Origin of the sequence: Pseudomonas sp. NFACC25 (genome assembly GCF_900100935.1) — a bacterium.
Taxonomy (GTDB): domain Bacteria; phylum Pseudomonadota; class Gammaproteobacteria; order Pseudomonadales; family Pseudomonadaceae; genus Aquipseudomonas; species Aquipseudomonas marginalis.
On record NZ_FMUC01000022.1, the window covers coordinates 15,717 to 41,201 of the forward strand.

General features: G+C 62.2%; 21 protein-coding genes and 1 pseudogene. 8 read left to right on the plus strand and 14 right to left on the minus strand.

Translation table 11 applies throughout. From position 1 onward, the window contains the following. Positions 1-6: 6 nt before the first annotated feature. The 10 genes from BLQ09_RS29465 to BLQ09_RS29510 form a co-directional block, all read right to left on the minus strand. Positions 7-1,335, minus strand: a complete 1,329-nt coding sequence (locus BLQ09_RS29465; protein ID WP_092359582.1) for a GH39 family glycosyl hydrolase — start codon at positions 1,333-1,335, stop codon at positions 7-9. Then, positions 1,325-2,515, minus strand: coding sequence for a glycosyltransferase (locus tag BLQ09_RS29470; RefSeq protein ID WP_092359584.1), 1,191 nt, complete (start codon positions 2,513-2,515; stop codon positions 1,325-1,327). Before BLQ09_RS29470 ends, BLQ09_RS29465 begins: the two co-directional genes overlap by 11 nt. Next, positions 2,515-4,506, minus strand: a complete 1,992-nt coding sequence (locus BLQ09_RS29475) for a GumC family protein (protein ID WP_092359586.1) — start codon at positions 4,504-4,506, stop codon at positions 2,515-2,517. Before BLQ09_RS29475 ends, BLQ09_RS29470 begins: the two co-directional genes overlap by 1 nt. 14 nt (positions 4,507-4,520) lie before the next feature. Then, on the minus strand, positions 4,521-5,297 hold the full coding sequence (locus tag BLQ09_RS29480) for a polysaccharide biosynthesis/export family protein (RefSeq protein ID WP_027603103.1): 777 nt from the start codon (positions 5,295-5,297) through the stop codon (positions 4,521-4,523). Between the two features lie 29 nt (positions 5,298-5,326). Continuing rightward, entirely contained in the window at positions 5,327-6,238 is a 912-nt protein-coding gene (locus tag BLQ09_RS29485) for a glycosyltransferase family 2 protein (RefSeq protein ID WP_027603104.1), read from the minus strand. Between the two features lies 1 nt (position 6,239). Then, positions 6,240-7,700: a mannose-1-phosphate guanylyltransferase/mannose-6-phosphate isomerase gene (locus BLQ09_RS29490; RefSeq protein WP_027603105.1), complete on the minus strand. Its 1,461-nt coding sequence runs from the start codon at positions 7,698-7,700 to the stop codon at positions 6,240-6,242. Beyond that, complete coding sequence (locus BLQ09_RS29495; protein WP_027603106.1) at positions 7,700-9,139, minus strand: undecaprenyl-phosphate glucose phosphotransferase; 1,440 nt, start codon at positions 9,137-9,139, stop codon at positions 7,700-7,702. Before BLQ09_RS29495 ends, BLQ09_RS29490 begins: the two co-directional genes overlap by 1 nt. Before the next feature lie 430 nt (positions 9,140-9,569). Next, positions 9,570-12,056 carry a TonB-dependent siderophore receptor gene (locus BLQ09_RS29500; protein ID WP_092359588.1) on the minus strand — a complete coding sequence of 829 codons (2,487 nt, stop codon included), beginning with the start codon at positions 12,054-12,056 and terminating at the stop codon, positions 9,570-9,572. Between the two features lie 104 nt (positions 12,057-12,160). Next, complete coding sequence (locus tag BLQ09_RS29505; RefSeq protein WP_092359590.1) at positions 12,161-13,111, minus strand: FecR domain-containing protein; 951 nt, start codon at positions 13,109-13,111, stop codon at positions 12,161-12,163. Then, a complete protein-coding gene (locus tag BLQ09_RS29510) occupies positions 13,098-13,613 on the minus strand; it encodes a sigma-70 family RNA polymerase sigma factor (protein WP_092359592.1) in 516 nt (171 codons plus the stop codon). The genes BLQ09_RS29505 and BLQ09_RS29510 overlap by 14 nt, the downstream gene beginning before the upstream one ends. Positions 13,614-13,772: 159 nt before the next feature. Here BLQ09_RS29510 and BLQ09_RS29515 point away from each other — a divergent pair, with 159 nt between their 5' ends. Beyond that, positions 13,773-14,402, plus strand: coding sequence for a LysE family translocator (locus tag BLQ09_RS29515; protein ID WP_092359594.1), 630 nt, complete (start codon positions 13,773-13,775; stop codon positions 14,400-14,402). Between the two features lie 182 nt (positions 14,403-14,584). On the opposite strand, the gene inhA is transcribed toward BLQ09_RS29515, so the two are convergent. Further along, positions 14,585-15,265: an isonitrile hydratase gene (gene inhA, locus BLQ09_RS29520; RefSeq protein WP_027603111.1), complete on the minus strand. Its 681-nt coding sequence runs from the start codon at positions 15,263-15,265 to the stop codon at positions 14,585-14,587. Positions 15,266-15,355: 90 nt separating this feature from the next. On the opposite strand from inhA, the gene BLQ09_RS29525 reads away from it, so the two are divergent. Further along, positions 15,356-16,324, plus strand: coding sequence for a GlxA family transcriptional regulator (locus BLQ09_RS29525; RefSeq protein ID WP_027603112.1), 969 nt, complete (start codon positions 15,356-15,358; stop codon positions 16,322-16,324). On the opposite strand, the gene BLQ09_RS29530 is transcribed toward BLQ09_RS29525, so the two are convergent. The 3 genes from BLQ09_RS29530 to BLQ09_RS29540 form a co-directional block, all read right to left on the minus strand. Next, on the minus strand, positions 16,321-17,220 hold the full coding sequence (locus tag BLQ09_RS29530) for an alpha/beta fold hydrolase (protein WP_027603113.1): 900 nt from the start codon (positions 17,218-17,220) through the stop codon (positions 16,321-16,323). The two genes, BLQ09_RS29525 and BLQ09_RS29530, sit on opposite strands and share 4 nt — an antisense overlap. Before the next feature lie 75 nt (positions 17,221-17,295). After that, entirely contained in the window at positions 17,296-19,122 is a 1,827-nt protein-coding gene (locus tag BLQ09_RS29535; RefSeq protein WP_027603114.1) for a glycoside hydrolase family 15 protein, read from the minus strand. After that, positions 19,115-19,915, minus strand: coding sequence for a glucose 1-dehydrogenase (locus tag BLQ09_RS29540; protein WP_027603115.1), 801 nt, complete (start codon positions 19,913-19,915; stop codon positions 19,115-19,117). Before BLQ09_RS29540 ends, BLQ09_RS29535 begins: the two co-directional genes overlap by 8 nt. A 253-nt stretch (positions 19,916-20,168) precedes the next feature. Here BLQ09_RS29540 and BLQ09_RS29545 point away from each other — a divergent pair. The 6 genes and pseudogenes from BLQ09_RS29545 to BLQ09_RS29570 form a co-directional block, all read left to right on the plus strand. Beyond that, positions 20,169-20,759, plus strand: a pseudogene (locus BLQ09_RS29545) (HAD family hydrolase); the annotation flags it as partial. 123 nt (positions 20,760-20,882) lie between these two features. Further along, entirely contained in the window at positions 20,883-22,106 is a 1,224-nt protein-coding gene (locus BLQ09_RS29550; RefSeq protein ID WP_043293199.1) for a transaldolase family protein, read from the plus strand. Beyond that, entirely contained in the window at positions 22,103-22,831 is a 729-nt protein-coding gene (locus BLQ09_RS29555) for a sulfotransferase-like domain-containing protein (protein ID WP_027603117.1), read from the plus strand. The genes BLQ09_RS29550 and BLQ09_RS29555 overlap by 4 nt, the downstream gene beginning before the upstream one ends. Before the next feature lie 10 nt (positions 22,832-22,841). Beyond that, entirely contained in the window at positions 22,842-23,567 is a 726-nt protein-coding gene (locus BLQ09_RS29560) for an SDR family oxidoreductase (RefSeq protein WP_027603118.1), read from the plus strand. Further along, on the plus strand, positions 23,564-24,700 hold the full coding sequence (locus BLQ09_RS29565) for a Rossmann-fold NAD(P)-binding domain-containing protein (protein WP_027603119.1): 1,137 nt from the start codon (positions 23,564-23,566) through the stop codon (positions 24,698-24,700). Before BLQ09_RS29560 ends, BLQ09_RS29565 begins: the two co-directional genes overlap by 4 nt. Before the next feature lie 7 nt (positions 24,701-24,707). Next, positions 24,708-25,478: a class I SAM-dependent methyltransferase gene (locus BLQ09_RS29570; RefSeq protein ID WP_027603120.1), complete on the plus strand. Its 771-nt coding sequence runs from the start codon at positions 24,708-24,710 to the stop codon at positions 25,476-25,478. Positions 25,479-25,485 lie beyond the last annotated feature (7 nt).

The window sequence follows — 25,485 nt, forward strand, 5'->3', positions numbered from 1 at the left end:
CGGGCCTCACTCCCATAACAGAATTTGCAGGTTCGGCTTGACCCTGACGGTCAGCCCGTGGGTGCCGCTCACCGGGGTTTGCGTACCGCGCAGCGGGTCATACAGGGTGGCGCTGGCCAGGTTGGGCAGGTGTGCGTTGCCGCCCCCGGCCGCCCAGAAGAACCATAGCTTGCGCCCGTCGGCGCGGGTCCAGCCGATGCTGAACAGGCCGTCGGGCAACTGGTCGGCGCTGGGCGGATCGCCGGGGGTGAGCGTCGGACCGCTGACGTCGAGGAAATTTTTCAGCGCGGTGTAGACCGGCTTGGGGTTGGCGTCGATGTCGAGCAAGCCGTAAGACTGGTCCCGCACACTGGCGCGCTGGTCCAGATCACTGAGGGTAAACAGGAAGATCCGGTCGTAATCCAGCGCACTCATCAGCGCCAGGCGGCGCACCACGTAATCGGCCTGGGCCTGTGGGGTGATGATGTCCTGGGCGTCTTTGGGACCGGTGTAGGTCGACCAGCCCCATTCGGTGCTCCACAGGGTCTGCACGCCGCCGCTGCGCAGGGCCTGGTTGAGCGTGGTGGTCCTGGCGATAAAGTCCAGGTTGGCCGGGTCGTTGCCTTCGGGCAATTGGGTATAGGGGTGGTACGAGACGACGGTATTGAGGCTGGCCACGCCCAGGGCGCCGAGGGCATCAAACATGCTCTGGCCGTTGGGCATTTCGCTGAAGAATGCCATGCCGGCGGCCACCACCGGTTTGCTCGGGTTCATTGCGCGCAACGCGGCGGCGGTGGTGGTCAGCAGTGCGGCGTAGCCGGCCGGGTCGGCCACCGGGCGCCAGAAGCCCAGCAGGTTCGGTTCGTTCCACACCTGCCAGGCGTCAACACTGGGGTAGCGCTGGGCCAACAGCGCCATGCGGTTGGCGAACACGTTAGGATCTTTTGGCGGGTACTGGTCCTGATACGGCGCCCCCACCGGCGCAGTGGTGGCGAACGGCGCCGACCCGACCAGGTAGAACACCGACTTGAGCTGGTTGTCCTGTAGTTTGCCCACCAACTGATCCAGCGTCGCAACCTGGTACTGCCCTTCGACCGGCTCCAGCTGGTCCCAATGCAAATCCAGGCGTACCCACTCCAGGCCCAGCGCCTTGAGACGGTCGATCTGCTTCTGATAGCGCTCAGGGGCGAACCACAGGAACTGCGCGTTCACCCCGAGGAAATCCTTCCACACCACGGTTTTGTTGCCCTTGAGCACATGGCTCTCGGCATCGGCCTGGCGCCCCCACAAAAACGCGGTCAGGCCCAGGGCGGCGACCACAACCAGGGTGGCGACGTAGGTGCGTTTACGCGCCATGGTGGCTGCCCTCGATGGCTTGCTCAAACAGTGCCTTGAACTTTTGCGCGGTCAACGGCCATAAGCGCTCGCGGCCGATTTCGCCGGCGCGTTTGGCCCAGTCCCGGGCCAGCAGCGGCGTGCGCGCCAGGCGCAGCAGTTGCGCGCTGAGGGCATCCACATCGCCTTCGGGGTAGAGGGCACCGTTGCCGCTGGCGACTTCCTCGGCAAACGCGCGAGCGTCGGAGGTAATCGCCCCACGCCCGCAGGCGGCAGCCCAGGACAGCGCGCCACTGGTCCCGCGTTGGCGCCCGAGCAGGCCGAGTTTTTTCGATTCGCGATAGGGCAGTACCATCACATGGTGGGCCTGGATGGTCTGGGCAATCTCGTCGGCCGGCAGGTTCAGCTGCCAGTCGATGGCATCCGCCAGGCCGAGTTCGGCGATCTGGCGGTTCAACTGCTCCAGGTAGTTGCCGCCTGCGCCAAACGCCATTTCGGCGGCGGTGCCACCGGCCAGGGTCAGGCGCACACGCTCACGCAATTCGGGGGCCTGCTTGAATACGCCGGCCAGGGCCTCTAACAGGTCTTCGATGCCTTTACCCCGGTAGATAAACCCGAAGTACAGCAGGCGCAGCGTATCCAGGGGCGGCAACGGCGCCGATGGAATCGCCAGGTTGGCATGGTGGATCACCGCGACTTTCCCCGCCGGCAGTTGCATGCGTTGGCCCAGGCACTCGGCGCCCAGGCGGGTGAGGGTGATCAAGCGGGTCAAGCCGGCGGCGACCAGGCGCTCTTCACGCAAGGTCAGCGGATCGGCCAGCACCACTGCGGCCTGTGGCATCGGGCTGGGCAAGCGCTCCAGCAGGTTCAACGGGAATGGCAAGCGCTCACGCCGCCAGACGATGCGTTCCGGATCGTGCACCGTGGCGGTCAAGGGCAGTGCCGGGTAGGCCTTGCGCAATTCGCGCAGGGCCAGGAATTCCCCCAGCCGTCCGCCGCCCAGCTCGGCGTGGACCAGGTCCACGCTGTGCCAGTCGAACCCACCGATGGCCTGTTTGATCGCATCGCTGTTGCCCGCCACCCCGGCCAACGGCGTCAGCACCGTCACCTCCAGTTGTTCCAGTGCCCTGCGGAAATGGTTCGCGTAGTCGGCGATGCCATTTTTCTCCGGCGGCAACGGGGCGAGCAGGGCGACGCGCATCAGAATGCCCCTCGGTACTTGGCGATGGTTTTCAGCACCTTGGCCGGCACTTCGAATTTGCGCCGGTTGATGATGATGCCGTCGACCTTGCCGAACGCGGTGTTGAGGATCGACAGCGCGTGCTCCACCACCGGCACCGTGCTCTTCTGCGCTTCCACCACCAGCCCGATCAGGTCGGCCCGACGCAGGTTGATAAACGCATCGCGGTTATCCAGCAGCGCCGAGGCGTCCAGCAGCACCACTTCACCTGGCGCCGCCGGTTCGGCGCCGCCCACACGCACGTTGATACCGTTTTCCTGCAGCAACTGACGCAGTTGTTCCACCACAAAGGTCACCCCTTCGCCGTGACGTGCCGAGGTCAGCCCCAGGGTCAGGCCCTGCTCGGCGATGCGCTCCAACTGCAGCAACCCGTACAGCCGGTAGATGCTCGCATTGAACGCGTTGGTGCTTTGGGCGGTGCTGGTGTCCAGCTCGGGCAAGGTGGTCCACAGCGGCAGGCCGAACTTGCGTTCCGCCAGGCCGCCATCGTGGATGCGCTGGTCGAGCAGGTAGCACAGGTAAATCACCAGCAGGCCGACGACGACGGCGAATGGGACCGCCAGCACCAGCATCACCAGGGTTTTGGGGAAGATGCGGCCGGGGTTCAGGGTGGCCTCTTCGATCACCGCGATGTTGCTGATCTGGCTGTTATCCAGTTCACGGTCGATGCGTGATTTCTCCAGGTTGTCCACATACAACGCGTAGTTGCGTTCGGCGGCGCCCAGCTCCCGGGCGAGGCGTGTCAGTTCCGGTTCGATCTCCAGGGCTTGCTTGCGCTGGGCTTCGAGGTTGGCCAGTTGTTTCTGTTGTTGAGTCAGTTGGGTACGCAGCGCGAGGTTGTTGCTCGACTCATCCAGCAGTACTCGCTGCAAGTGGATTTCCAGGGTATTGGGCGCGCGGTTTTCCGAGCTTTGCACGGTGTTGCTTTCACTCGCGACATGGGCCTGCATTGCGCGGATCGACGCATCCAGGGCTTTGACCGGCGGCGCGTTGTCCGTGTAGGTGCGCATCATGTCGGCCTTTTCCAGCAGCTTCTGGTTCAGCAGGCGGCGCAGGTCCTGCTGCTGGGGGTTCAGTGCGATCTGGCGCACCGTGGTGACTTCCTTGGGCTGGCTCTTGAGCTGGGTGCGGGTGCTCTGTATGGCGCTGTCGGAGGAGGCGATCAGGCGCGTGGTGTTGAACGTTTCGCCCCGCAGCACGTTGATGCGCTCGGACAAGTCTTCCAGGCGATCGGTGATGCTCGCCGCGCCGATCTGGTTCAGGTGCGTGAGGATCTGTTGCTTGTAGCTCTGGATCTCGGTGGCGCTGGTGGCGACCTGGCCTTCATAGAAGACGTACAGGCTCTTGCGCCCCAGGGCCTGGGTGCGTTCGTTGACATAGGTCTCGACCCAATCCTTGACCACCGCCTGGGCTATCTCCGGGTCGCCCCAGGTAAAGTTGATGTCCATGACCGTGGAGCCGGCCGCGTGGCTCACTTCGAAGTTCTTTTCCAGGCCCGCCGCCAGGCGTTCCATCGGCGTGGTTTTTTCCACCACGCCGACAGTTTCCAGTACCACGCGGATGCCATCGAACACCGCACCTACGCCACTCTTGACGTAATACTTGGTGCGCTTCCAGAAGCCTTCCGGTGGCGGTGCGTTACTGATCACCTCCAGGTAGTGCTCGGCCACCGCCCGCACAATCGGGCGCCCGGTGAGCAGGCGCTCTTCGTCGACAATCGGGTCGCGCTGGGTGCTGGGCATCACCAGCGCCTGGCGGTTGCTGATCTCGATGGGCAAGGTCGAATCACGCCCCGGCTTGACCAGCAGGCGCGCCGTGGATTCGTACTTGGCCGGCAGCAGGAAAGCCCCCAGCAGAATGATCACCAGTGCCGCAATGGCGGCCAGTTTGAACTCGTGGCGGAAGATGAAGAACAGGCGTAGCAGATCACGAAAAGAACGGATCTCGATCATGGGATGTCGCTCCTTTAATTACTGCCGCCGCTGGTGCGCGTGTAGTTGTAGCCGACCCCGATGGACTTGGTGAACGGGATCAGTTGGTTCATGTAGGTGTCCACGCCCTGGATGCGCTCGCCGACGTTGGACTTGGGCACGAACACCACGTCGCCGCGTTGCAGGCGTACCGGCTTGCGTCCGTTGGCGCCGGTCTTGAGGAGCTGGCTGAAGTCCAGGAAGTAAGCACGATAGGCGCCCTGGGCATCTTCGCGCAGCAGCGCGACCATGCTCGCGTTGCCCGCCGGGCTGACCCCGCCGGCGCCGACAATCGCCTGCTCCAGGGTGTTGGCCGTGGCGATCTGCACCGCCGTGGGGTTATTCACCGCACCGCCGACGATCACCGAGTTGCTCGGCGCCTGGTTGATGTTCACCGTCACCCGGGGTTCGCGGTAGGTCGCCGCGAGCTCGTGGGTCAGTTGGGTGGCCAGCTCCGATGGCTGGCGCCCGGCAACCTGGATCGGTCCCAGGAACGGGTAGTTGATCTTGCCGTCGGTCTGCACCGTGTACAGCGTCAGCTCGTAGATGGTGCTGACGTTGAACGCCGACAGCGTCGGCATCTCGCCGGCATCGCGGACGATGCGCAACTGGTCGCCGATACGGATGCGTTCCACCGCCGGTGGCAGCTGGGCCAGTTGGTCGAGGGCGCGCTTGCCGTCCTCGACGGTCTTGCTGTCCGGTGGCTCGATACGCGCCGGGGTGTTGCAGGCGGCCAGGGCCAGCATGGCCAGGGCGAGCACGCTTCGCTTCATCAAGGGGGACTTCCTGTGGGTCATGCTGCTCACCTCCAATAACCGGGAAACATGCTGATGCGCCGCTTGAGGGCGAGCGGCAGGCGGCGTTCAAGATGGCCCAGGCGGTAACCGAGCAGTTTGAACGCACTGCGCACCAGCACCTCGGGCGCGCGGTGCAAGGCGCCGGCTTTGCGCAGCGCCGCGAGTTCGGCCAGCACATAGCGTTTGCCCTCGCCACCCGCGTCGCCAAAGGCCTGCTTGATCCACGGCTCGCGGCCGTAGAACACGCCAATGTCGAAGTAGCGGTGAAACTCGTCCATGAGTTTGTAATCGTGGGAGTGATGCACCAGCGCGGTGGCGGCATAGCGCACCTTGTAGCCGTCGAGCAGCATGCGTGCGGCCACAAAGGCGTCTTCGCTGCCGATCACGTCGGCAGGGAAGCCACCAACGGCCTGCAACACACTGCGCCGGTACACCGAAAACGAGTCGGAGCTGAAGCAGGTCTTGATCCCAAGCTCCGGTGCATCGGCCAGGCTTTTGCTGCGGCTGTGTTCCGGGTAGTTGAAGTGCCGCGATTGCGCGCCCAGCAAGCCCGCATCGGGGTGGGGCAATTGCCGCCCGTAGGCGACGCCGTTGAGCGGGTCCTGCTGCAATTCATCGAGCAGGTTGGCAAAGGTCTCGGGCGTTGCCGGGATGGCGTCCTGGGTCATCACGATCAGCGCGTCGCCACCCACCTGTTCGCTGGCCCAGCGGCGGGTGCCGCCGTGGTTGAAGTCACGGGCGTCGATCACCTCGACCCGCGCGCCGAACGCTCGAAAGCGCGCCACGGTGTCATCGCTGGAGGCGCTGTCCACCACCAGCATCTCGTCAGGTTGCAGGGTTTGCATCTTCAGCGCAGGCAGCAGGCGTGCCAGGTGGCTGGAGGCGTTACGGGTGGGGATGATCAATGAAGTGCGCATGTCATTTCTTCGCCTCGGCAGGCGCGCGGCCGTAGATGTCGTCGAAGCGCACGATGTCGTCTTCGCCCAGGTACTCGCCGCTCTGCACTTCGATCATCACCAGGTCGATGATGCCGGGGTTGGTCAGCCGGTGTTTGTGCCCGGCGGGAATGTAGGTGGACTCGTTGGCGTTGATCAGGAACTCGCGGTCGCCATTGGTGATCTGTGCCGCGCCGCTGACCACCACCCAGTGCTCGCTGCGGTGATGGTGCATCTGCAACGACAGCGAGGCCAGCGGCTTGACCACGATGCGCTTGATCTTGAAGCGGCTGCTTTCTTCCAGCACGGTGTAGGTGCCCCACGGCCGGGTCACCGTGCGGTGCAGGCTGTACGCCGGATGGTTCTGGCGCTTGAGCTCGGCGACGATATGGCGCACATCCTGGCTGCGGTGGGCATCGGCGATCAGCAGTGCGTCGGGGGTATCCACGATGATCAGGTCGCGCACCCCCACGGCGCCCAACACGCGCTTGGGCGAGTCGATGTAGCAGTTGTGCACGTCATGCAAAATCGCTTCGCCATTGACCTGGTTGCCATGGGCGTCGCTGGGGGTGAGCTGGCGCAGCGCTTCCCAGGACCCGATGTCGCTCCAGCCAATGTCACAGGGCACCACGGCCACTTGCCGGGACTTTTCCATCAAGGCCACGTCGATGGAAATATCCGGCGCACTGCCGAACGCATCCGCATCCAGTTCACGTTGGCGCGAGGTTGTGTTCTGCAGGCTCTGGCTGTGCTCCAGCGCGGCGCATGCGGCCTCCAGCACGTCGGGTGCATGGGTGGCGAGCTCATCCACCAGGGTGCTGGCCTTGAAGCAGAACATGCCGGCGTTCCACAGGTGCTTGCCGCCGTCCAGGTAGGCCTGGGCGGTGGCCAGGTCGGGTTTCTCGACGAAGCGTTTGACCCGGTAGCCATGGCTCAGCGCCTCGCCTTGCTCGATATAGCCAAAACCGGTTTCCGGGTGGTCGGGCTGGATGCCGAACGTCACCAGGTAGCCGGCTTCGGCCAGGTCGCGGGCCTGGGTCACGGCCTCGGCGAACGCCACTTCATTGAGGATCAGGTGGTCGGCGGGCATCACCAGTAACTGTGCGTCGCCGCCGAAATGCTCCTGCACATGCAGGGCCGCCACGGCGATGGCCGCCGCCGTGTTGCGACCGAACGGTTCCAGCAGCAGGTCCAGGGGCAGGCGGGCGTTGTTCACTCCGCGGTAGTCATCGAGGGTACGAAACAACAGGTCGCGGTTGGTCACCGTGAGCACGCTTTCCACGCCGGGCAGTTTGGCCGCGCGCAGGAAGGTTTTTTGCAGCAGGCTCTGGCCATCGCGCATGCGCATGAACGGCTTGGGCATGTTCTGCCGCGACACCGGCCACAGTCGAGTGCCCGAACCACCGGAAACGATGCAGGGAATTAATCCGTTGAGGGTCTTCATCAATAGACTTCCTTGGTGGAAAGGACGGCCGGGACCGTCATGAAAACGATGTACAGGTCAAACCACACCGACCACTTGGAGATGTACTCCAGGTCGTACTCGACACGTTTCTGGATCTTGAACAGGGTGTCGGTCTCACCCCGGTAACCGTTGATCTGCGCCCAGCCGGTAATCCCCGGTTTCACGCGGTGGCGCGAGCTGTACTCGCTCACCGCCACTTCGAAGGGTATGCCGGCGGCTTTGGTCGCCGTGGCATGGGGGCGCGGGCCGACCATGGACATGTTGCCCAGCAGCACGTTGAACAATTGCGGCAGCTCGTCGATGCTGGTCTTGCGGATGATGCGTCCCACCCGGGTGATGCGCGGGTCCTGGCGGGTGGTCTGGCGTTCGGCGGTGAAGTCGCTCTGGTCGGTGTACATCGAGCGGAACTTGAACACGCGGATTTCGTTGTCGTTGTAGCCAAAGCGGTTCTGGCGAAACAGGATCGGCCCTTTGGAGTCGAGCTTGATCGCAATCGCCGTCGCGACCATCAGAGGGGACAGCGCCACCAGGGCCAGGCTGGCCAGCAGCACATCCTCCAGGCGCTTGATCACCGGCGACCAGCCACGCAACGGCAATTGCGAGGTGTTGAACATCAGGATCCCGCCCACATCGGTGATGCGGCTATGGCCGTAGCGCAGGGCGGCCATGTCGGGCACCAGCATCACGTTGACCGACATCTGCCGCAGGCGATTGACCAGCCCGTGGATGCGCTGCTCGGCGGCCCAGGGCAGGCAGATCATCACTTGGTTGACCTGCTCGGCGCGGATGAGTTTTTCCAGCTCACGGGTGTTGCCCAGCAGGGGCAGGTTGCTCAATTCCTTGGGGATCCGCTCGGTGCGATCGTCGATAAAGCCGATCAGGCCGGAGCGGATATCACCGTTGCGTTGCAGGTGGTCGGCGACGTGCATGGCGGTGTCGGTAAAGCCCAGGATCACCGTACGTTGCAGGTATTTGCCCTTGCGCATCAGGCTGCGGTACAGGCGCAGCATCAGCAGGCGCTCAAGGCAGAACAACCCGAGGCTGGCGACGTACCAGGCCACCAGGTTACGCGGGGTCAATTGCGGGAAAAACTGCAGGATCTGGTACATGAACAACAGGATGCAAAACGCCGCCGACCATGCCTTCACCTTGGTTTTCAGGCGCAGTCGGTTGCTGAACAGTTCTTCGGAATAGATGCCCAGGGCCTGGAACAGAATGATCGTCAGGACCGCGAAAAATACCAGCAGGCCGAGGAAGTGCCCGCGCAGTTCGGGGTCCATCGGGTCGATGAACATCACCAGGATCAGCGGGGGCAAAATGGCACTCAGGCCATGTATGAACTTGACGAAAACAACAAAGAACTCAACAAAACCGGCGCGCGTTAAAAACAGGCTGTCGACGGACGACTTCTCTCGCATAAAACATCCCTCATTGCACGCCAGAGCTATTGTTTGGATGTTTGTTCAATAAAGCAGCGAACTGCTTTAGAGAGCACTTCCAACTACGGCTACTCTGGGTAATACGCAACTATCAATTCAAATGCAGCTATCCATTTGAAGGGAATTTGCGGGGGTAGTGACTACAGGAGTGTTACCTTAATCAATCTGTCAATTAATTGACTGTTGTGCGGAGATGGCAGGGCAGACAGGTTTATCAGTATTTTGTTCGGCATTTTATTGACATTCCTTGTCCGGGTACGCGGTGATTGGGTGTGTTTTTGAGTGTAGAAACAAATGCAGGATTTTTCCTGCATAAAGGAAAAACCTTTTTTCAAAGGCGGTAGGAAGGGGGGACAAAGAGGGGTTGGCAGGGCGCACGAAGTGCCCTGCCTGCGGGACTTTCGCCAGATCAGAAGTTGCCTTTCAAACTCACCGTAAAATTTCGCGGTTCGCCATAAAAGTTGCCCCAGGAGGCTGTTCCGACAGTGTTGTAGTAGCTTTTATCGAATAGATTGTTGCCGTTGAGTGCGACGGTCCAAGTGTCGTCGATACGGTACGCCACACGGGCACTCCAGGTTGCGTAACCGGCCTGTTCGAGCTTGATGGTCTGCACGCGGTAATTGCTGCTCTGGGCGTTGACGCCGGTGCCCACGCTCCATTTCGACAGGGCGCCGTCGAGCTGGTAGTCGCCCCACATGCGCAGCATGTGTCGAGGTACGTAGGTGTTGGACGTACCGCCCTCCAGGGCGGTATCGATGTTCTTCAGGGACTTGGTCTGGGTGTAGGTGTAGCCGCCGGATACCTGCAGGCGCTCGAGCACTTCACCGCTGATTTCCGCCTCCACCCCTTGGGCGCGCACCTTGCCGCTGTCGGTGTAGCAATAGCCGTCGGCGGAGGTCGGGCACTGGGCGATGTAGTCGGATTCGGCCGCGTTTTTCTCGACGGCGCGGAACAGCGCCAGGGAGCTGTTGAGGCGCCCGTCGAACCATTCGCCCTTGATACCCAGCTCGTAGTTGTCACCGATCTTCGGCTTGAGCGCGGCGCCATCGAGCGTGGCATAGGAACTTTGCGGCTGGAAGATATCCGCGTAGCTGGCGTACACCGACAGGTGCTCGTTGAGGTCGTAGATCAGTGCGGCAAACGGCGTCACTTCACCGGTTTCCCGGGTGCGGGCATCCTGCAAGGCCCACTCGCCCCAGGCCAGGTTGTTGGACTGGCGACGGTTCTCGTACCAGCTCACGCGGCTGCCTACGATAAACATCAACGGCTCGGCCAGGCGCAGGCGCAAGGTGGTGTAGGCGCCGTACTGGGTGGCGGTTTCCTTCACCGTGCCGCCGCGATACATGTTCGGCCAGAAGGTGCTGTTGGCCGGCTCCGGGAAATGGTGGTCGGGTTGGTAGATGCCTTGGCGCCTGGGCAGGTTCTGGATCGCGTACACATCGTCCTGGGTACCACGGCTGCCATTGGCACCGAGGATCAGTTCGTGTTCCAGCCCGAAGGCTTCGAACTTGCCGTCCACATAGGCGTCGAGGCCGAAGTCCTTGTGGTCGTAGTCCATCAGCGCCGCATAGGAGTTGGCCGTAGGCGTCGGGTTGCCGTAGGCAATGGTGCCTTCGCTGGCGGCGTATTTGGTGTCTTGCAGGTTGCGGCTGTGCACGGCCGCAACCTTGAGTTTCCAGTCATCGTTGAAGTGATGGGTGAGGTCGGCGAAGAAGGTGGTGCGCCGGCTTTGCCAGTCGTTCCAGGATTGGCCCAGGCAGGTGGAGCGGCTGAGGTGGGCGCTTTTGCCGTCGGCATAGCGCGGCAGGCCGCCCCAGCACGGTGTGGCGTCGACGTCTTCATGGCTGGCGCCGAAGCCCAGGGTGGTGTCGGCGCTGAGATCGACATCCAGGGCGCCATAGAACGCCTGGTCCTGGCGCTTGGAAATGTCCATGTAGGAACCGCGATTCTGTTGGCTGATCGCCGCGCGGCCGCGCACCGTACCGCTGTCATTCAGCGGGCCGCCGGTGTCGACGTCGGCGCGGTAGTTGTCCCAGGTGCCGGCGGACAGCGACAGGCTGGTGGTGGGCTTGGCCTGGGGCCGCTTGCGCACGAAGTTCACCGCGCCGCTGGCGGTGCCGGCGCCCTTGAGCATGCCGGCCGCGCCCTTGAGCACTTCCACGCGGTCGTAGATCGCCATGTTCGCGCTGAAGCTGTCGGCCTGCACGTAGTCCTTGCCCATGTCCAGGGGCACGCCATCGTACTGGTACTGGCCGAGCATCTTGAAACCACGGGAATAAAAATATTTGCCGCCCATGGGCGATTCGTAGGTGGTGATCCCGGGCGTGCGTTCCATCACGTCATCGATGGTGGTGAGGTTCTGGTCATCCATCAATTGGCGGGTCATCACACTCACCGATTGCGGCGTTTCCCGCAGGCTGTGTTCGCCCTTGCCGATCGTCACCGCACCCGTGGTGTAGGCCCCGGTGCCATCGGTGGTGGCGCCCAACCGCTCACCGGTGACCGTGGTGGCGCCCAGGTTCAGCGCGCCGCCGTCGGCCACTTGCGGCAACAGCAGCCAGGTACTGTTGCCCTGGCGCTGGGCTTGCAGGCCCTGGCCACGCAGCAACTGGCCGAGCGCCTGCTCGCGGTCCAGGCGACCACTCAGGCCCTGGCTGGTCTTGCCGGCGACGCTGGTGGCGTCATACGACAGGCTGATGCCGGCCTGGCGGGCGAACTGGTCCAGTGCGGTGGCCAGGGAACCGGCGGCGATGTTCCAGTCGCGGGCCTGGGTGTCGCTGGCCGGCGTTTCGGCCCATGCGAACGGCGGCGCGGTTGCGCAGCTCAGGCAGGCGCCGAGCAAGGTGGCGTGCACCGCGTGCTTGAGGGGTGAACGTGGGAAGGGGAACGCTTGCATGACCGCTGGATGCTCCTGAAGGAAGTGAACAGAACCGGCCTGTTGATCGGCCTTTCCTTACAGGTCGAGCGGCAATGAGAATTCACCTCATTTATTTTCGAATGTTAAACGCGGGCGGTGACGGTCACCCAGTAGCGGCTGCGGTAAGTGACATCGAGCTTGAGTGAGTGGGCTACCAGGCCCAGCACCTCATCGGTGTCGTCCAACTGATAAGTGCCCGACACCCGCAACCCGGCCACCGCTTCGCTGCAGCGCAGCAGGCCGTTGCGGTAGCGGCCCAGCTCGGCGAGGAAAGCATCCAGGCGCATGTCCCGGGCGCTGATCACACCATCGCTCCAGGCCCAAGGGTCCAGGCCATTGGAGGCGAGAGAACGAATGCCACTGCGGTCGAACAGCACCTGTTCGCCGGGGTTGATCACTTGGCGCGCGCCGGCGGCGTGGTTGTCGGCAAACACCGCCACCGTGCCCTGCTGCACGGCGAGCATGGTGCCTTGGGGCTCTTCGCGTACCAGGAAGCGCGTGCCGAGGGCGCGCAGGTAACCGTCACGGGTCTGTACCCAGAAGGGCCGCGTGTCGGCACCGGGATTGACCAGTATTTCACCCTGGCGCAACTGCACCAGGCGTCGTTCCTGAGTAAACGCCGTGTCGAGTGCGCTGGCGCTGTTCAGTTGGATGCGGCTGCCGTCGTTCAACGCCACCCAACGCCGTTCGCCGGTGGCAGTGCGGTAGTCGGCCATCAAGGCGGGCAGCGGGGTGTAGTCGCGGCCGAACCAGGTCAGGCCGGCCGCACCGGCCACCAGGCCGAGCAGCTTCAACCCTTCACGCCGGCTGATACGTCGACGCGCCCCGTGCAGGGCGTGGCGGCCGACCTGCGCGGGCAGGTGGCTGAACTCATCATTCATCGTCGCCACCCGTTGCCAGACCTGCTGGTGTTCGGCGCTGGTGTGCAGCCAGCGCTCGAACGCAGCGGTGCTGGCGTCGTCGGCGACGTTGAAACGCAGCTTGATCATCCACTGGATAGCCTGGTCGACCAGGCGCGGGTCAGAGGTCGGCATAGCGCAACCGATAGCAGGCGTGCAGCGCCTTGGACAGATCACGCTCCACCGTAGCCTTGGACACCCCGAGGCGCAGGGCGATCTGCGCACAGGTCAGGCCGTCCAGTTGCGCCAGCAGGAACGCTTCACGCACCCGCGGCTTGAGCTGGTCGAGCAGGCGGTCGATGCGTTCCAGGCTGTCGAGAATCAGCAGGCGGGTTTCTTCCGACGGCACGTCGGCCTGGGGGAAATGCGCAAGGCTTTCGAGGTAGGCGCGCTCCAGTTCGCGGCGCCGGTACTGGTCGATCATCAAGCTGCGGGCGATGCTGCTCAGGTACGCGCGCGGCTGCAGTACGGCCTGCTGTTTGCGTGCGTTGAGCAGGCGCACAAAGGTTTCCTGCGCGAGGTCGGCGGCACGTTCACGGCAACCGGTGCGTCGGCTCAACCAGCCGCGCAGCCAGGAGTGATGGGTGTGGTAAAGCTGGCCGATGGCGGCAAGGTCCAGTGGGTGATCGCTCGACATGGGCATCCTGGCGCAGCAGTCTTAATTGATAATGTTTCGCATTCTAGACGCTGGTCGTGGCCATTCGCAATTGCCGATGAACAATGTATCCAGCACAATTTTTTGTTCGCTCCGGGCCCACGCACTAATCTGCAGGCTTTCCCGGTGGAGGGCTTGAGCATGATCGACCTTGGGACCCTGGCGGTTTTTTCAGGTGCTGTGCTGTTGTTGCTGTTATCCCCGGGGCCGAACATGGCCTTTGTGATCAGCCATGGCGTCACTCACGGCTGGCGTGGGGGAGTGGCCTCGGCCCTGGGCATCGGTGTGGCCGACATACTGCTGAGCGCATTGACCGCCAGCGGGGTGACGGCGTTGGTCGCCAGTTGGCCGCCATCCTTTGACGTGATCCGTTGTGCGGGTGTGGTCTACCTGCTGTGGCTGGTGTTCAAGACGCTGCAGAAAAAACCTGGGCCAGATACTGCCCACCTGCACCGTGTGCCCCTTGGCCGGGTATTTCTGCAGGCCATGCTGAACAGCCTGCTCAACCCCAAGGCGTTGCTGTTTTTTGTGGTGTTTTTGCCGCAGTTCGTACGGCCGCAGGCCGGCTCCATCGCCGTGCAGTTGATGCTGTTGGGCGGCGTGCTGACCTTGATCGCTGGGGTGTTTCACCTGCTGCTGGGCATTTTCGGCGGGGTGCTGAGCCGCTTCTTCGCCAGGCGCCCAAGAGGCGCCTGGTTACAGAGATGGGGCTTGGCGACGGTGCTGAGCGTGCTGGCGGTGCGCCTGGCGGTGATGTCGCGCCCAGCCTGACCCCATGAGGTGAAGGGATTGTGCGGCGAGCAAGCGGTCTGTGGCCAAACGAGCTTGTTGTGGTGATCGAGCTTGTTGTGGTGAGCGAGCTTGCTCGCGCCGGGGCTGCGCAGCAGCCCCTCCAAAGCTTGGGGCCGCTTCGCGCCCCAGCGCGAGCAAGCTCGCTCACCACAGGTACAGGCTCAGCCCAGCCGTGCTGCTGCGCGCGCGACGATTTCACCGCGCACCCTGCGCGATTCGGCGGTGCGTTTGTTGGCTTCTTCCCGCACATGCGCAGGTGCTGTGTCCGGGCGACCCGAATCGAACGGCGGTGCCGGCGCGTATTCGATCTGCAACTGCACCAGTTGCGCCGCCGCTTCGCTGTACAACTCCGCCGCCAGCACCAGGGCAAAGTCGATACCGGCGGTAATGCCACCGCCGGTGAACAGGTTGCCGTCACGCACCACGCGCTCCTGTACCGGGATGGCGCCGAGCGGGGCGAGCATGTCGTGGTAGGCCCAGTGCGTCGTCGCCTTGCGCCCGCGCAGCAACCCCGCTGCGCCGAGCACCAGCGAGCCGGTGCACACCGAGGTCACGTAGCGCGAGGTCTGCGCCTGGGCCTTGAGGAAGTCCAGGGTCTGCGGGTCTTCCATCAATGGGCCCACGCCGGAACCACCGGGCACGCAGATCACATCCAGCGTCGGGCAGTCGGCATAGGTCATGGTCGGCGTGAACACCAGGCCCGTGCTTGAAGTGACCGGCGCCAGGTCCTTCCATACCAGGTGCAGTTTCACGTCCGGCAGCGAACCCAATACGTCGTAGGGGCCGGTCAGGTCCAGTTGCTGAATGCCGGGGAACAACAGAAAGCCGATCTGCAAGGTCATGAATGAAGCTCCGAGAAAGGGGTAGACGACCTCACTCTAGCGGCCTAGGCTTTGGCGAATACGCCATTGAACCCACGAATCACGCCAATCATGCCCAGAATTGTTCACGTACTCGCTTTCGAGAATGCCCAGGTGCTCGACGTCACCGGGCCGTTGCAGGTGTTTGCGTCGGCCAATGACCTGGCGCGCCAGCGTGGCGTGCCGTTGCCTTACGCGGTCACGGTGATCGCCGACCAGGCCGGCCCGGTGATGACCTCCGCCGGCCTGGCGCTGGTGGCCGAGCCGTTGCCTGCGGTCGACCAGCCCTGCGACACCCTGGTGATCGCGGGTGGCTGGGGCGTGTACGGCGCCGCTGAAAAGCCTGCGCTGGTGGATTGGGTGCGCGAAAAAGCCCGGCACAGTCGGCGCATGGCGTCGGTGTGCACCGGTGCGTTTTTGCTGGCGGCCAGTGGCTTGCTCGATGGTTGCCGCGTCGCCACCCACTGGACCCGTTGCGAAGAACTGGCGCGCAAGTTTCCGGCGCTGACCGTGGAGCCCAACCCGATCTTTATCCAGCAGGGCGCGGTGTGGACCTCCGCCGGTGTGACCGCTGGTATCGACCTGTGCCTGGCCCTGGTGGAAGAAGACCTGGGCCGCGCCGTGGCCCTGGAAGTGGCGCGGCACCTGGTGGTGTTCCTGAAACGCCCCGGCGGCCAGTCGCAATTCAGCGTGACCCTGTCCCTGCAAAAGGGCGGCAGTCGTTTCACCGAGCTGCATGCCTGGATAGCCGAGCATCTGGCCCTCGACCTGAGTATCCCGACCCTGGCCGCCCAGGCCGGCATGAGCGAGCGCAGCTTCGTGCGCCACTACCGCGCCGAAACCGGCCAGACGCCCGCGCGCGCGGTGGAGCTGATCCGTGTCGAAAGCGCGCGCCGGCAACTGGCCGACAGCACCACATCGATCAAGCGCATCGCCGTGCAGTGTGGTTTCGGCTGCGAAGAAACCTTGCGCCGCAGCTTTATGCGGGCCTTGTCGGTGACGCCCCAGGCCTACCGCGAGCGGTTCTCGCCGGTGGCCTAGGCGAGCAATTCAAGCAGGGCGTCGAGGGTGGCCTGCGGTGCTTCCTGGGGAATATTGTGGCCCACACCGGGCAACACCTCCCGCCGGTAAAAAGCGCTGAAATGCTCCACGTCGTCATCCTCTTGCGACGGCGGGCCTACGCCGTCATCGGCGCCGCACAGCGAAATGCTCGGCACCGCAATCGCCGGTTGCCGCGCGAGGGCCTGCTCGATGGCTTCCAGCGCCGGATCGCCAGGCGCATACATGAAACGATGGCGATAGGAGTGAATCACCACCTCGACAAAATCCGGGTTATCGAATGACGGCGCCGTCTGCCCATACAGCCCCGGCCCTTCGGCCCAGGACGGCGACCACAGCGACCACAGCAACTCACACAGTTCGCGGCGATTGGCCGTCAGCCCGTCCACACCGCGCGGGGTGTGGAAGTAGAACTGGTACCACAACCGATGCTCCGTCGCCGGCGCCCGTGGCTGGCGCGACCTGGCAATGTCCTGGATGTTATAGCCATCGCCGGTCACCAGCCCGCGTACCCGTTCGGGCCACAGCGCCGCGACGATACACGCCGCGCGCCCGCCCCAGTCATACCCGGCCAGGGTGGCGCGCGGGATCGACAGCGCATCCATGAAATCCAGCAGATCCTTGCCCAGCGCCGCCTGTTGGCCGGAGCGCATCACCTGCGCGTTGATAAACCGCGTAGGGCCATAACCGCGCAGGTACGGCACCAGCACCCGGTAGCCGCGTTCGGCCAGCACCGGCGCAATCTCGTCATAGCCGCGCGGGTCGTAAGGGAAACCATGCAGCAGGATCACAGGCTCGCCGTCGATGGGACCGTGGGTTTCATACGCCACATCGAGCATGGAGGTGCGCACGTAGAGGAGTGGGGCGGTGATGGTCATGGTGGACTCCTGTCAGGTGTTGAAACTCTAGTCGAAAGACATGGCGGGATGCCCTGCCTGTAAAGGCAGGGCGCCTCAGGGCTGCCAGGTCGTCTTCTCGCCACTGAGCTTGCGGTCCAGGAACGTCGCCGCGCTGATCAACGCCAGATGGCTCAACGCCTGGGGCGTATTGCCCAGGTGGCGGGCCTGGCTGTCGAACTCTTCGGCATACAGGCCCAGCGGGTTGGCGTAGCGCAGCAGTTGTTCGAATTCCAGGTGGGCCTTCTCCACCTGCCCGGCGCGGGCCAGGCATTCGACGTACCAGAACGAGCAGGCGGCGAATGCGCCTTCGGTGCCTTGCAGGCCGTCGATCGCGTTGTCGTCGTTGCGGTAGCGGTAGACCATGCCGTCGCGCACCAGGCTTTTCTGGATCGCCTGCAACGTGCTCAGCCAGCGCGGGTCGGTGGCGGCGACAAAACGCACCAGCGGCATCAGCAGCATCGAACCGTCCAGGGCGGTGCTGCCGATGTGCTGCACGAAATGCCCGCGTTCTTCGTTCCAGAAGTTGCTCCAGATATCGGCATAGATCGCCTGGCGCGTCTGGTCCCAACGTGCAAACGGCGCCGGCAACGAGCGCTTGGAGGCCAGGCGGATCGCACGGTCCAGGGCCACCCAGCACATCAGCCGCGAATGCAGGAAGTGATGCTGCTCGCCGCGCATTTCCCAGATGCCCACGTCTTTCTGGTTCCAGATTTCACACACCTGGTCAGCGACTTCCACCGTGTGTTTCCAGCCCTCGTGGGAGATGGCTTCGCCGTACTTGTTGACCAGGTACACCGCGTCCATCAACTCGCCATAGATATCCAGCTGGACCTGGTCGACCGCGCCATTGCCGACGCGCACCGGCTTGGCGCCGCCGTGGCCGCTGAGGTGCTCCAGCGTGGTTTCGGGCAGCTCCTGGCGGCCGTCGATGCCGTAGAGGATATGGATCTTGGTCGGCTGGCCACAGCAGTCGCTGACCCGGCCCTTGAGCCAGCGCATATAGGCGTTGGCCTCGTCGACAAAACCCAGGCGCATAAACGCGTAGACGGTAAACGAGGCGTCGCGGATCCAGGTGTAGCGGTAGTCCCAGTTGCGTTCGCCCGCAGGCGTTTCCGGCAAGCCGAAGGTGGCCGCGGCGATGATTGCGCCGTGTTTGCGCGAGGTCAGCAGCTTGAGGGCCAGGGCCGAGCGGTTGACCATTTCGCGCCAGCGCCCGCGGTAGTTCGACTTCGCGATCCAGCCGCGCCAGAACTTCAAGGTGTGGGCCAGGGCCAGGTCGGTGCAGACACTGCCCACACGCTCATCGTCCTGGCCGCCGAGTACGAACTCGGCGCTTTCTTCCTGACCCAGGGTGAAGCGGGCCACGGCGGCGTTATCTTCGATCTGCAACGGATGGCTGCCGCACAGGCGCATGCCCGGCTGGCCATCGGCGTTGAAACAGACGCTGGCGTTATCCAGGCTCGTCTCGGTGGGCGCGCGCGCATAGTCATGGCGCACGGCGCAGCGCAGATGGAGGGTGGCCGTGCCGCTGACTACGCGTACGCGGCGAATCAGCAGGGGCACGTCGTCGATTTCTTCGCTGATGACCAGCAGGTCGGTGATTTCCACCACGGCTTCATCGCTGAGCCAACGGGTTTGCAGCACATTGGTGTCGGGCAGGTAGATCTGTTCGCGGCGGGCGTTGGGCAGGTCCGGGGTGAGTTGGAACGTGCCGGCATCGGGGGTGTCGAGCAGTGAGCAGAAGATCGACGGGCTGTCGAACTCCGGCCAGCAGAAGAAATCGATGCTGCCTTTATCGTTTACCAGCGCTGCGCTGCGCATGTCGCCGATGATGCCGTGGGCATCGATGGCGCTTTGTGGTTCTTTTTTCAAATCAACCATTGTCACGAAACTCCGGGTAAAGGCTCATGCCGCCATCAATGAACAGGGTGCTGCCGACCACGTAGTCGGAGGCGTCACTGGCCAGCCATACCACAGCGTTGGCCACGTCCTCCACATCGCCGACCCGGCCATAGGGGATCAACTTGAGCAGCGCCTGTTCCGCCGCACCTTCGGTGGCGGCACGGTTGATCGCCGTACGAATCGCCCCCGGCGCAATGCCGTTGATACGGATGCGCTGTTCACTCACTTCCTGGGCGAGGGTGCGCATCAGCATGTCAACGCCGCCCTTGGACGCCGCGTAATTCACGTGCCCGGCCCAGGGGATCAACTGGTGCACCGAGCTCATGTGGATGATTTTGCCGGCGGCGCGGGATACGCCTTCACGGATGCCCTGGCGCTTGAAGAGGCGTACCGCCGCCCGGGCACAGAGGAACTGGCCGGTGAGGTTGACGCCGATCACGGCGTTCCAGTCGTCGAGGGTCATGTCGACCACGGCGGCGTCCTTCTGCATACCGGAGTTGGCCACCAGGATGTCCAGATGGCCGAACGCCTCGAGGGTCTTTGCGAACAGGCGTTCCACATCGGCTTCTTTCGACACGTCGGCGCCGATGGCAATCGCCCGGCCGCCCTCGGCGTTGATCTGCTCTGCCAAGGCCTCGGCGGGCGCGGCCTGGCTGTTGTAATTGAGCACCACCGCAGCACCGGCCTGCGCCAGGGCCCTGGCCGCACCGGCGCCGATACCGGAACTGGCGCCTGTTACCAGTGCCACTTGTTGCTCCAACGAGATATGCATTGCCCACCCGACCTTGAATTCGTGAGTTCAAGTAGCTGACTGACGGCGCGTAACGGAAGTTCAGCCGTGTGAAATTAGCGACTACAACCATGGTGAAAAATGGAATAACAGAAGAATAAAAAATAACCATAAGATACTAAAAAACCGCTAAAAAGCGTTTGACAGGGTTTTTTGCCCCGTGTCTTATAAGCACACCTCAACCCGTTCCGCTGGTAGTTCGGAAGTCATGCGGAGTCACCTATAAGAGATGCCTATGTGTTTATCGGCAGCTATAGGGGAACTACCAGAGCAGGGAGCTACGCCGTTGCCTAAGTTAGTTATTTTCGATTGCGACGGTGTACTCGTCCAAAGCGAAGAGATCACCTTGTCTGTATTGATCGGCATGCTTAATGCTCACGTACAGGACGGCAAGACACTGGATAGTGTGTATTTCATTGAGCACTTTCGTGGAAGAAAGATTGCCGATTGCCTGCGCGAAGTAGAACCGTTATTGGGTATTTGTTTGCCCCCTCAGTTTGAAGAGGACTTCCGAGTTCGAGCGCTTGAAGCATTGACGCTTAATGTGAAAGCGACTGATGGGATACTTGACGTATTGGAAGTGCTGGAAACTCCCTATTGCGTAGCCTCGAGTGCGCCGCGCAATAAGATCGAACAGTGTTTGCGCGTTGTGGGGTTGTTACCTTATTTCGAAGGGCGAATATTCAGTTGTTATGAATTGGGGCGTTGGAAGCCTGATCCGCTGGTGTTTTTAACGGCGTGTGAAACTTACAACGTCGAACCCTGTGATGCGCTGGTGATTGAAGACAGTGTCACAGGGATTCAAGCCGCCGTTGCAGCCACTATAAAAGTCCTGGGTTTTGGTCCGTTGTCTCGACATCGAATATTGGCCGAAGCCGGCGCGTTACCTTTTGCCGATATGCGTGAGTTACCGACCCTCATTGATCACGTTACTCAAGGAGCAAGTGTTGTGGGCACACTGGGTTATATAGAGCGACTTAAACGTAATGATCCACGTTCGGAAGTGTGGTGGGATTCGTCGCCCGTGGTGTACGCACCGTATAAACAGCATTTGTTGGACAAGTACCCGGCGGCCGCTGCCCATATCGAACAGTTGATGCCGCAGGATCTCTCCCAGCCTTGGGGCTTCAGCAGTGTGACCACCAACCCCCGGCTGGTGACGGCGGCAATCCTCGACAAGAAAGAGTATTGGTCGTCGCGTTTTAATCTGGCCAGCCTGTCTCCCGGGGAATTGCGCAAGCAGCTGTACAACGAAGTGATTGCAGAAGGCGCCTCGATGCTCAAGCCGTTGTGGGTGCAATCGGCTCAGGCCGATGGTTGGCTATGCGCCCAGGTCGACCCGTCGGATGTGCGGTGCAGCGAACGCATGACCGCGCGGGGCCTGGAGCTGCATCGCCTGGCCGCGAATGTGATGGTCAAAGTGCCGGGCAGCCTGGAGGGTTTCGCGACGATCGAACACCTGGTGGCCCAAGGCGTTTCGGTCAACATCACGTTCTGCTTCACCGTTTCGCAGTTCCAGGCCGGTATCCAGGCGATAGAGCGGGGCATCGCCAGCGCCCGTCGCAACGGCGTCGACACCGACTGTTGCAAGTATGTGATCACCTTTATGATCGGGCGTTTTTCCTGCCAGCCCGAGTTCGCCTTGCAGGCCGCCGAGCGTGGCCTGGCGCTGGGCCCGGAGGACATGCGCTGGGCCGAGCTGATGATTTACCAGCAGATCCAGGCCCTGGTCGCGGCCTCGAAGGTACCGGTCAAGACCCTGCTGTCCAGTATCAAGGTCGACGTTGACGAGCGTGGCCACAAGCACTGCTGGCACCTGGAAAAGACCGGGCTGACCACCACGTGCTACACCCTGACGCCGGATGTGGTGGAGTTTCTGATCGAGCGTGAAAGCCACGGCAAACCGGTGGCACCCGCCTGTGAACCCCAGCAGGCGCCGGCTGAGACGTTCGCCCGGCTCATTCGCATTCCGTACTTCTGCGAAGCCTATTTCATCGACAGCATCGAGCCCTACGACTTTGGCAATCATGAGGCGTTTATCAACGCCTGCAACGAGGCCAACAGTGCGAATCGGCGCCTGACCGACTACTGCGTGCGCCTGTGTCCGGTGGCGAAGCCTTTCGCACGCTCGCTCAACGCCATCCTGGCCGCTGAATACGGGGTGCTGGCATGAACAAGATGGTCGGGTTGTGGGCGCACCCGCGTTCCCGTTCCACGGTGTTGGAACGGGTGTTTATCGAGCGGGGGGATTTTGAGGTTTTCCACGAGCCGTTTGCCCATATGGCGTTTTCCGCAGATTCAGTGATTCCTTCGGATGAATGGGATCACAGTTTGCCCACCACGTATCAAGGCATAAAAGAGCAACTGCTCAAGGCCCGGGAAAGTACCAATGTGTTTCACAAAGACATGTGTTACCACTGCCTGGATGACTTGAAAGTTGACCGGGACTTCCTGGCGCAACAACACAATATTTTTATTATCCGCGAGCCCGCCAGCAGCATTATTTCCCATCACCGGGTACACCCCGATATGCCCGTGCAGGCCATCGGGCATAAAGCCTTGTACGAGATTTTTTGTGTGGTCACCAAACTCATCGGAAAAGTGCCTTATGTGATTAATGCCGATGACCTCGCCGCCGAGCCGGAGCGTGTCATTCGTAAACTGTGTGACTACTTGCAGATTGAATTTTTGCCCCACGCCATGACATGGAAACGCGAATGTCCGCGACAGTGGAAAACCTGGAGAAGTTGGCATGTGGCGGCGGAGAACAGTGAACGCATTGCTCTGCCGGATAAACCTGCTATCGATATGGACGCTTTCGATCGGTCGCCAAAATTAAAAGCCTTTTACGAATACCACCGACCCTTCTACGCACGCATGAATGAATTTTGCCAATAAGGATTGTTGTATGAAAAAGTTGATTGTCACCGGTGCGGCCAATGGGATCGGCCGGGCTACTGTGGAAAAGGCTATCCAGGCAGGTTATTTCGTTATCGGTGCCGACAAGGATGCCGAAGGCCTGCGTGCGTTACAGCGCACTTACACGGCGGATGTATTGGAAACCCATGTCGCGGACTTTTCGGATAACGCGCTGATCAAGGGGTTTATCCCTGCGCTGTATGAGCGCCACGCAACTATTCATGCATTAATCAATAACGCCGGTATTTACCACGGCAAAAGCATCTACGCCTATTCCGATGCCGAAGTGGACGAAATCCTGACTGTGAACCTCAAGGCCTTGGTCTATCTCTCCAAAGACTTCGCCGAACGGGAGATGAAACACGAGGCGCCGCGCAGCATCGTCAATATCGCCTCGGTGGCCGGTGAGGTAGGCAGCTGCGATGCCTTGTACGGCGCCACCAAGGCGGCGGTGATCGGCCTGACCAAAGCCAATGCCTGGAATTTTGCGCCGTTCGTGCGGGTTAACGCAGTGTCGCCGGCGCTGATCCATGACACCGCCATCTACGACACCATCCCTGAATACCGCCGCGCCGAGTACGCGCGCCAGGAAATCCTCAAGGAACCGATCCTGCCCGGCGGCGTCGCCGAGGTCATTTTGCTGGTGATCAGCGATGCCATGCGGCATGTCACCGGCAAGGTCATTCCGGTAGACAACGGAGCCTACCCACGATGAGCCCGTCAGCCACCAAGAAGAAACTGCTGCTGGTGGGCGCGGGCAACCTGTGCCTGCAGATCCTGAAGATTCTCGGGCCGAAAAATGCCTTTGAATTCGTGGTGTTGGGGCGCAATGAAGACGCGACCGTGCGGCTGTGCAACCTGGTGGCCCTGTCGTGTGCGCAGTTGGGGCACTGCATCGCGATCAAGCCGGTGATCGCCGACCTCACCGATATCGAGCGGGTGACGCGGGTGCTGCATGAAGAGGCCCCGGACATGGTGGTGAACTGTGCGTCGTTGCAATCGTGGCGGGTGATCACGGGGTTGCCCCGGCTCTCCTTCGAGCAGCTCGACCAGGCGCAGTTCGGACCTTGGCTGCCCATGCACCTGACGCTGATGCATCACTTGATGCAGGCGGTAAAAGCCTCCGGTATCGCGGCCAGGACGGTCAACGCGGCCTTTCCCGATGCGGTCAACCCGATCCTGGCCAGGGTCGGGCTGGCGCCGGATATTGGCGTGGGCAATGTCGCCAACCTGGTCCCGGCGCTGCGATTTTCCATCGCGCGGCTGCTGGAGTGTGCGCCCGCCGATGTGCAGGTGTGCCTGTATGCCCAGCACTATTTCAGCCACTACGTGCCGCGCGGCGGCTTGCCCCCGCGTGCCAGTTACCGCTTGTTGTATGAGGTGCGCGACCGCCCGGCTGCGGCCCACCTGCCGGCCGAAGCGATTTTTTCCACGGTTAAATCCGAGTTCCGCCGCCTGGGCGGTATCGATGGGCAGTTCCTCACGGCGTGCTCGGCCGTCACCGTGATCGAGGGGTTGTTTTCGCCCACGCCGGTGCTGGTGCACGCGCCCGGCCCGCTGGGGTTGCCGGGCGGCTATCCGGTGTGGCTGCAGGAGGGGCAGATCAAGGTGCAGTTCAGCGCCGACTGCCCCCAGGACGAAGCGGTGCGCATCAATACCATCTGCCAGAGCCAGGATGGTATCGATGAAATTCATTGCGATGGTTCGGTCACCTATAACCCGCAATGCATGGCCGTGATGCAGGCGATGCTGGGGTACTCGAAGAAAACCATGTCCATCGAACAGTCCGCCGAATTTGCCCGCGAGCTGTCGAGCAAATACCTGTCTTTCAAACATTCAACCTGGTAGGTGTGTGATGAATCAAATGTCGCGGCACAAGCACAGCGAAGTCGCCAGTTACGCCACGCAATACTCGAAAAAATTCGTCGAGCGCTGGGATGACTTGATCGATTGGGAAAAAAGAAAGGCGGGGGAGAACGGGTTCTTTGAAAACCTGCTGAAGCAGCACGGCGTGAAGTCGGTGATCGACGTCTCCACGGGCAGTGGTTTTCATGCGGTCCAGCTTAAGCAGGCGGGGTTCGATGTCGTCGCCACGGACGGCAGCAGCACGATGTTGACCAAGGCCCGGGAGAATTTTCGGCAACGCGGGTTGGCGATCGAATCGCACTATCGGGATTGGCAGGCCCTCGATCCCGCCGAACTGGGGCGCTTCGATGCCGTGGTGTGCCTGGGCAGTTCGCTGTGCCATGTGTTTGCAGCCCATGAACGGTTGGCGGTGCTGGAGAAATTCAGGGCATTGCTCAATCCGGGTGGCTTGCTGATTGTGGATCAACGTAACTTCTTTGCCATTCGCGCAGGCAAGTTCAAATCCAGCGGTCATTACTATTACTGCGGCACGCAGGCATCCGTCGGCCTGGGGCAGGTGGATGAGCACGTGTGTGAGTTCATCTACTCGTTCGATAACGCCGAGCAGTACCGGTTGCAGGTCTATCCGCTGTTGCCGGGCGAGTTGAAGGGGGAGGTGCTCAAGTCCGGATTTTGCGCCCATGAGAGCTACGGGGATTTCCAGCGTGACTACGACATGATGAATTGTGATTTTGTCATCCACACCGCACGCGCCGTTTAAGGAGTAC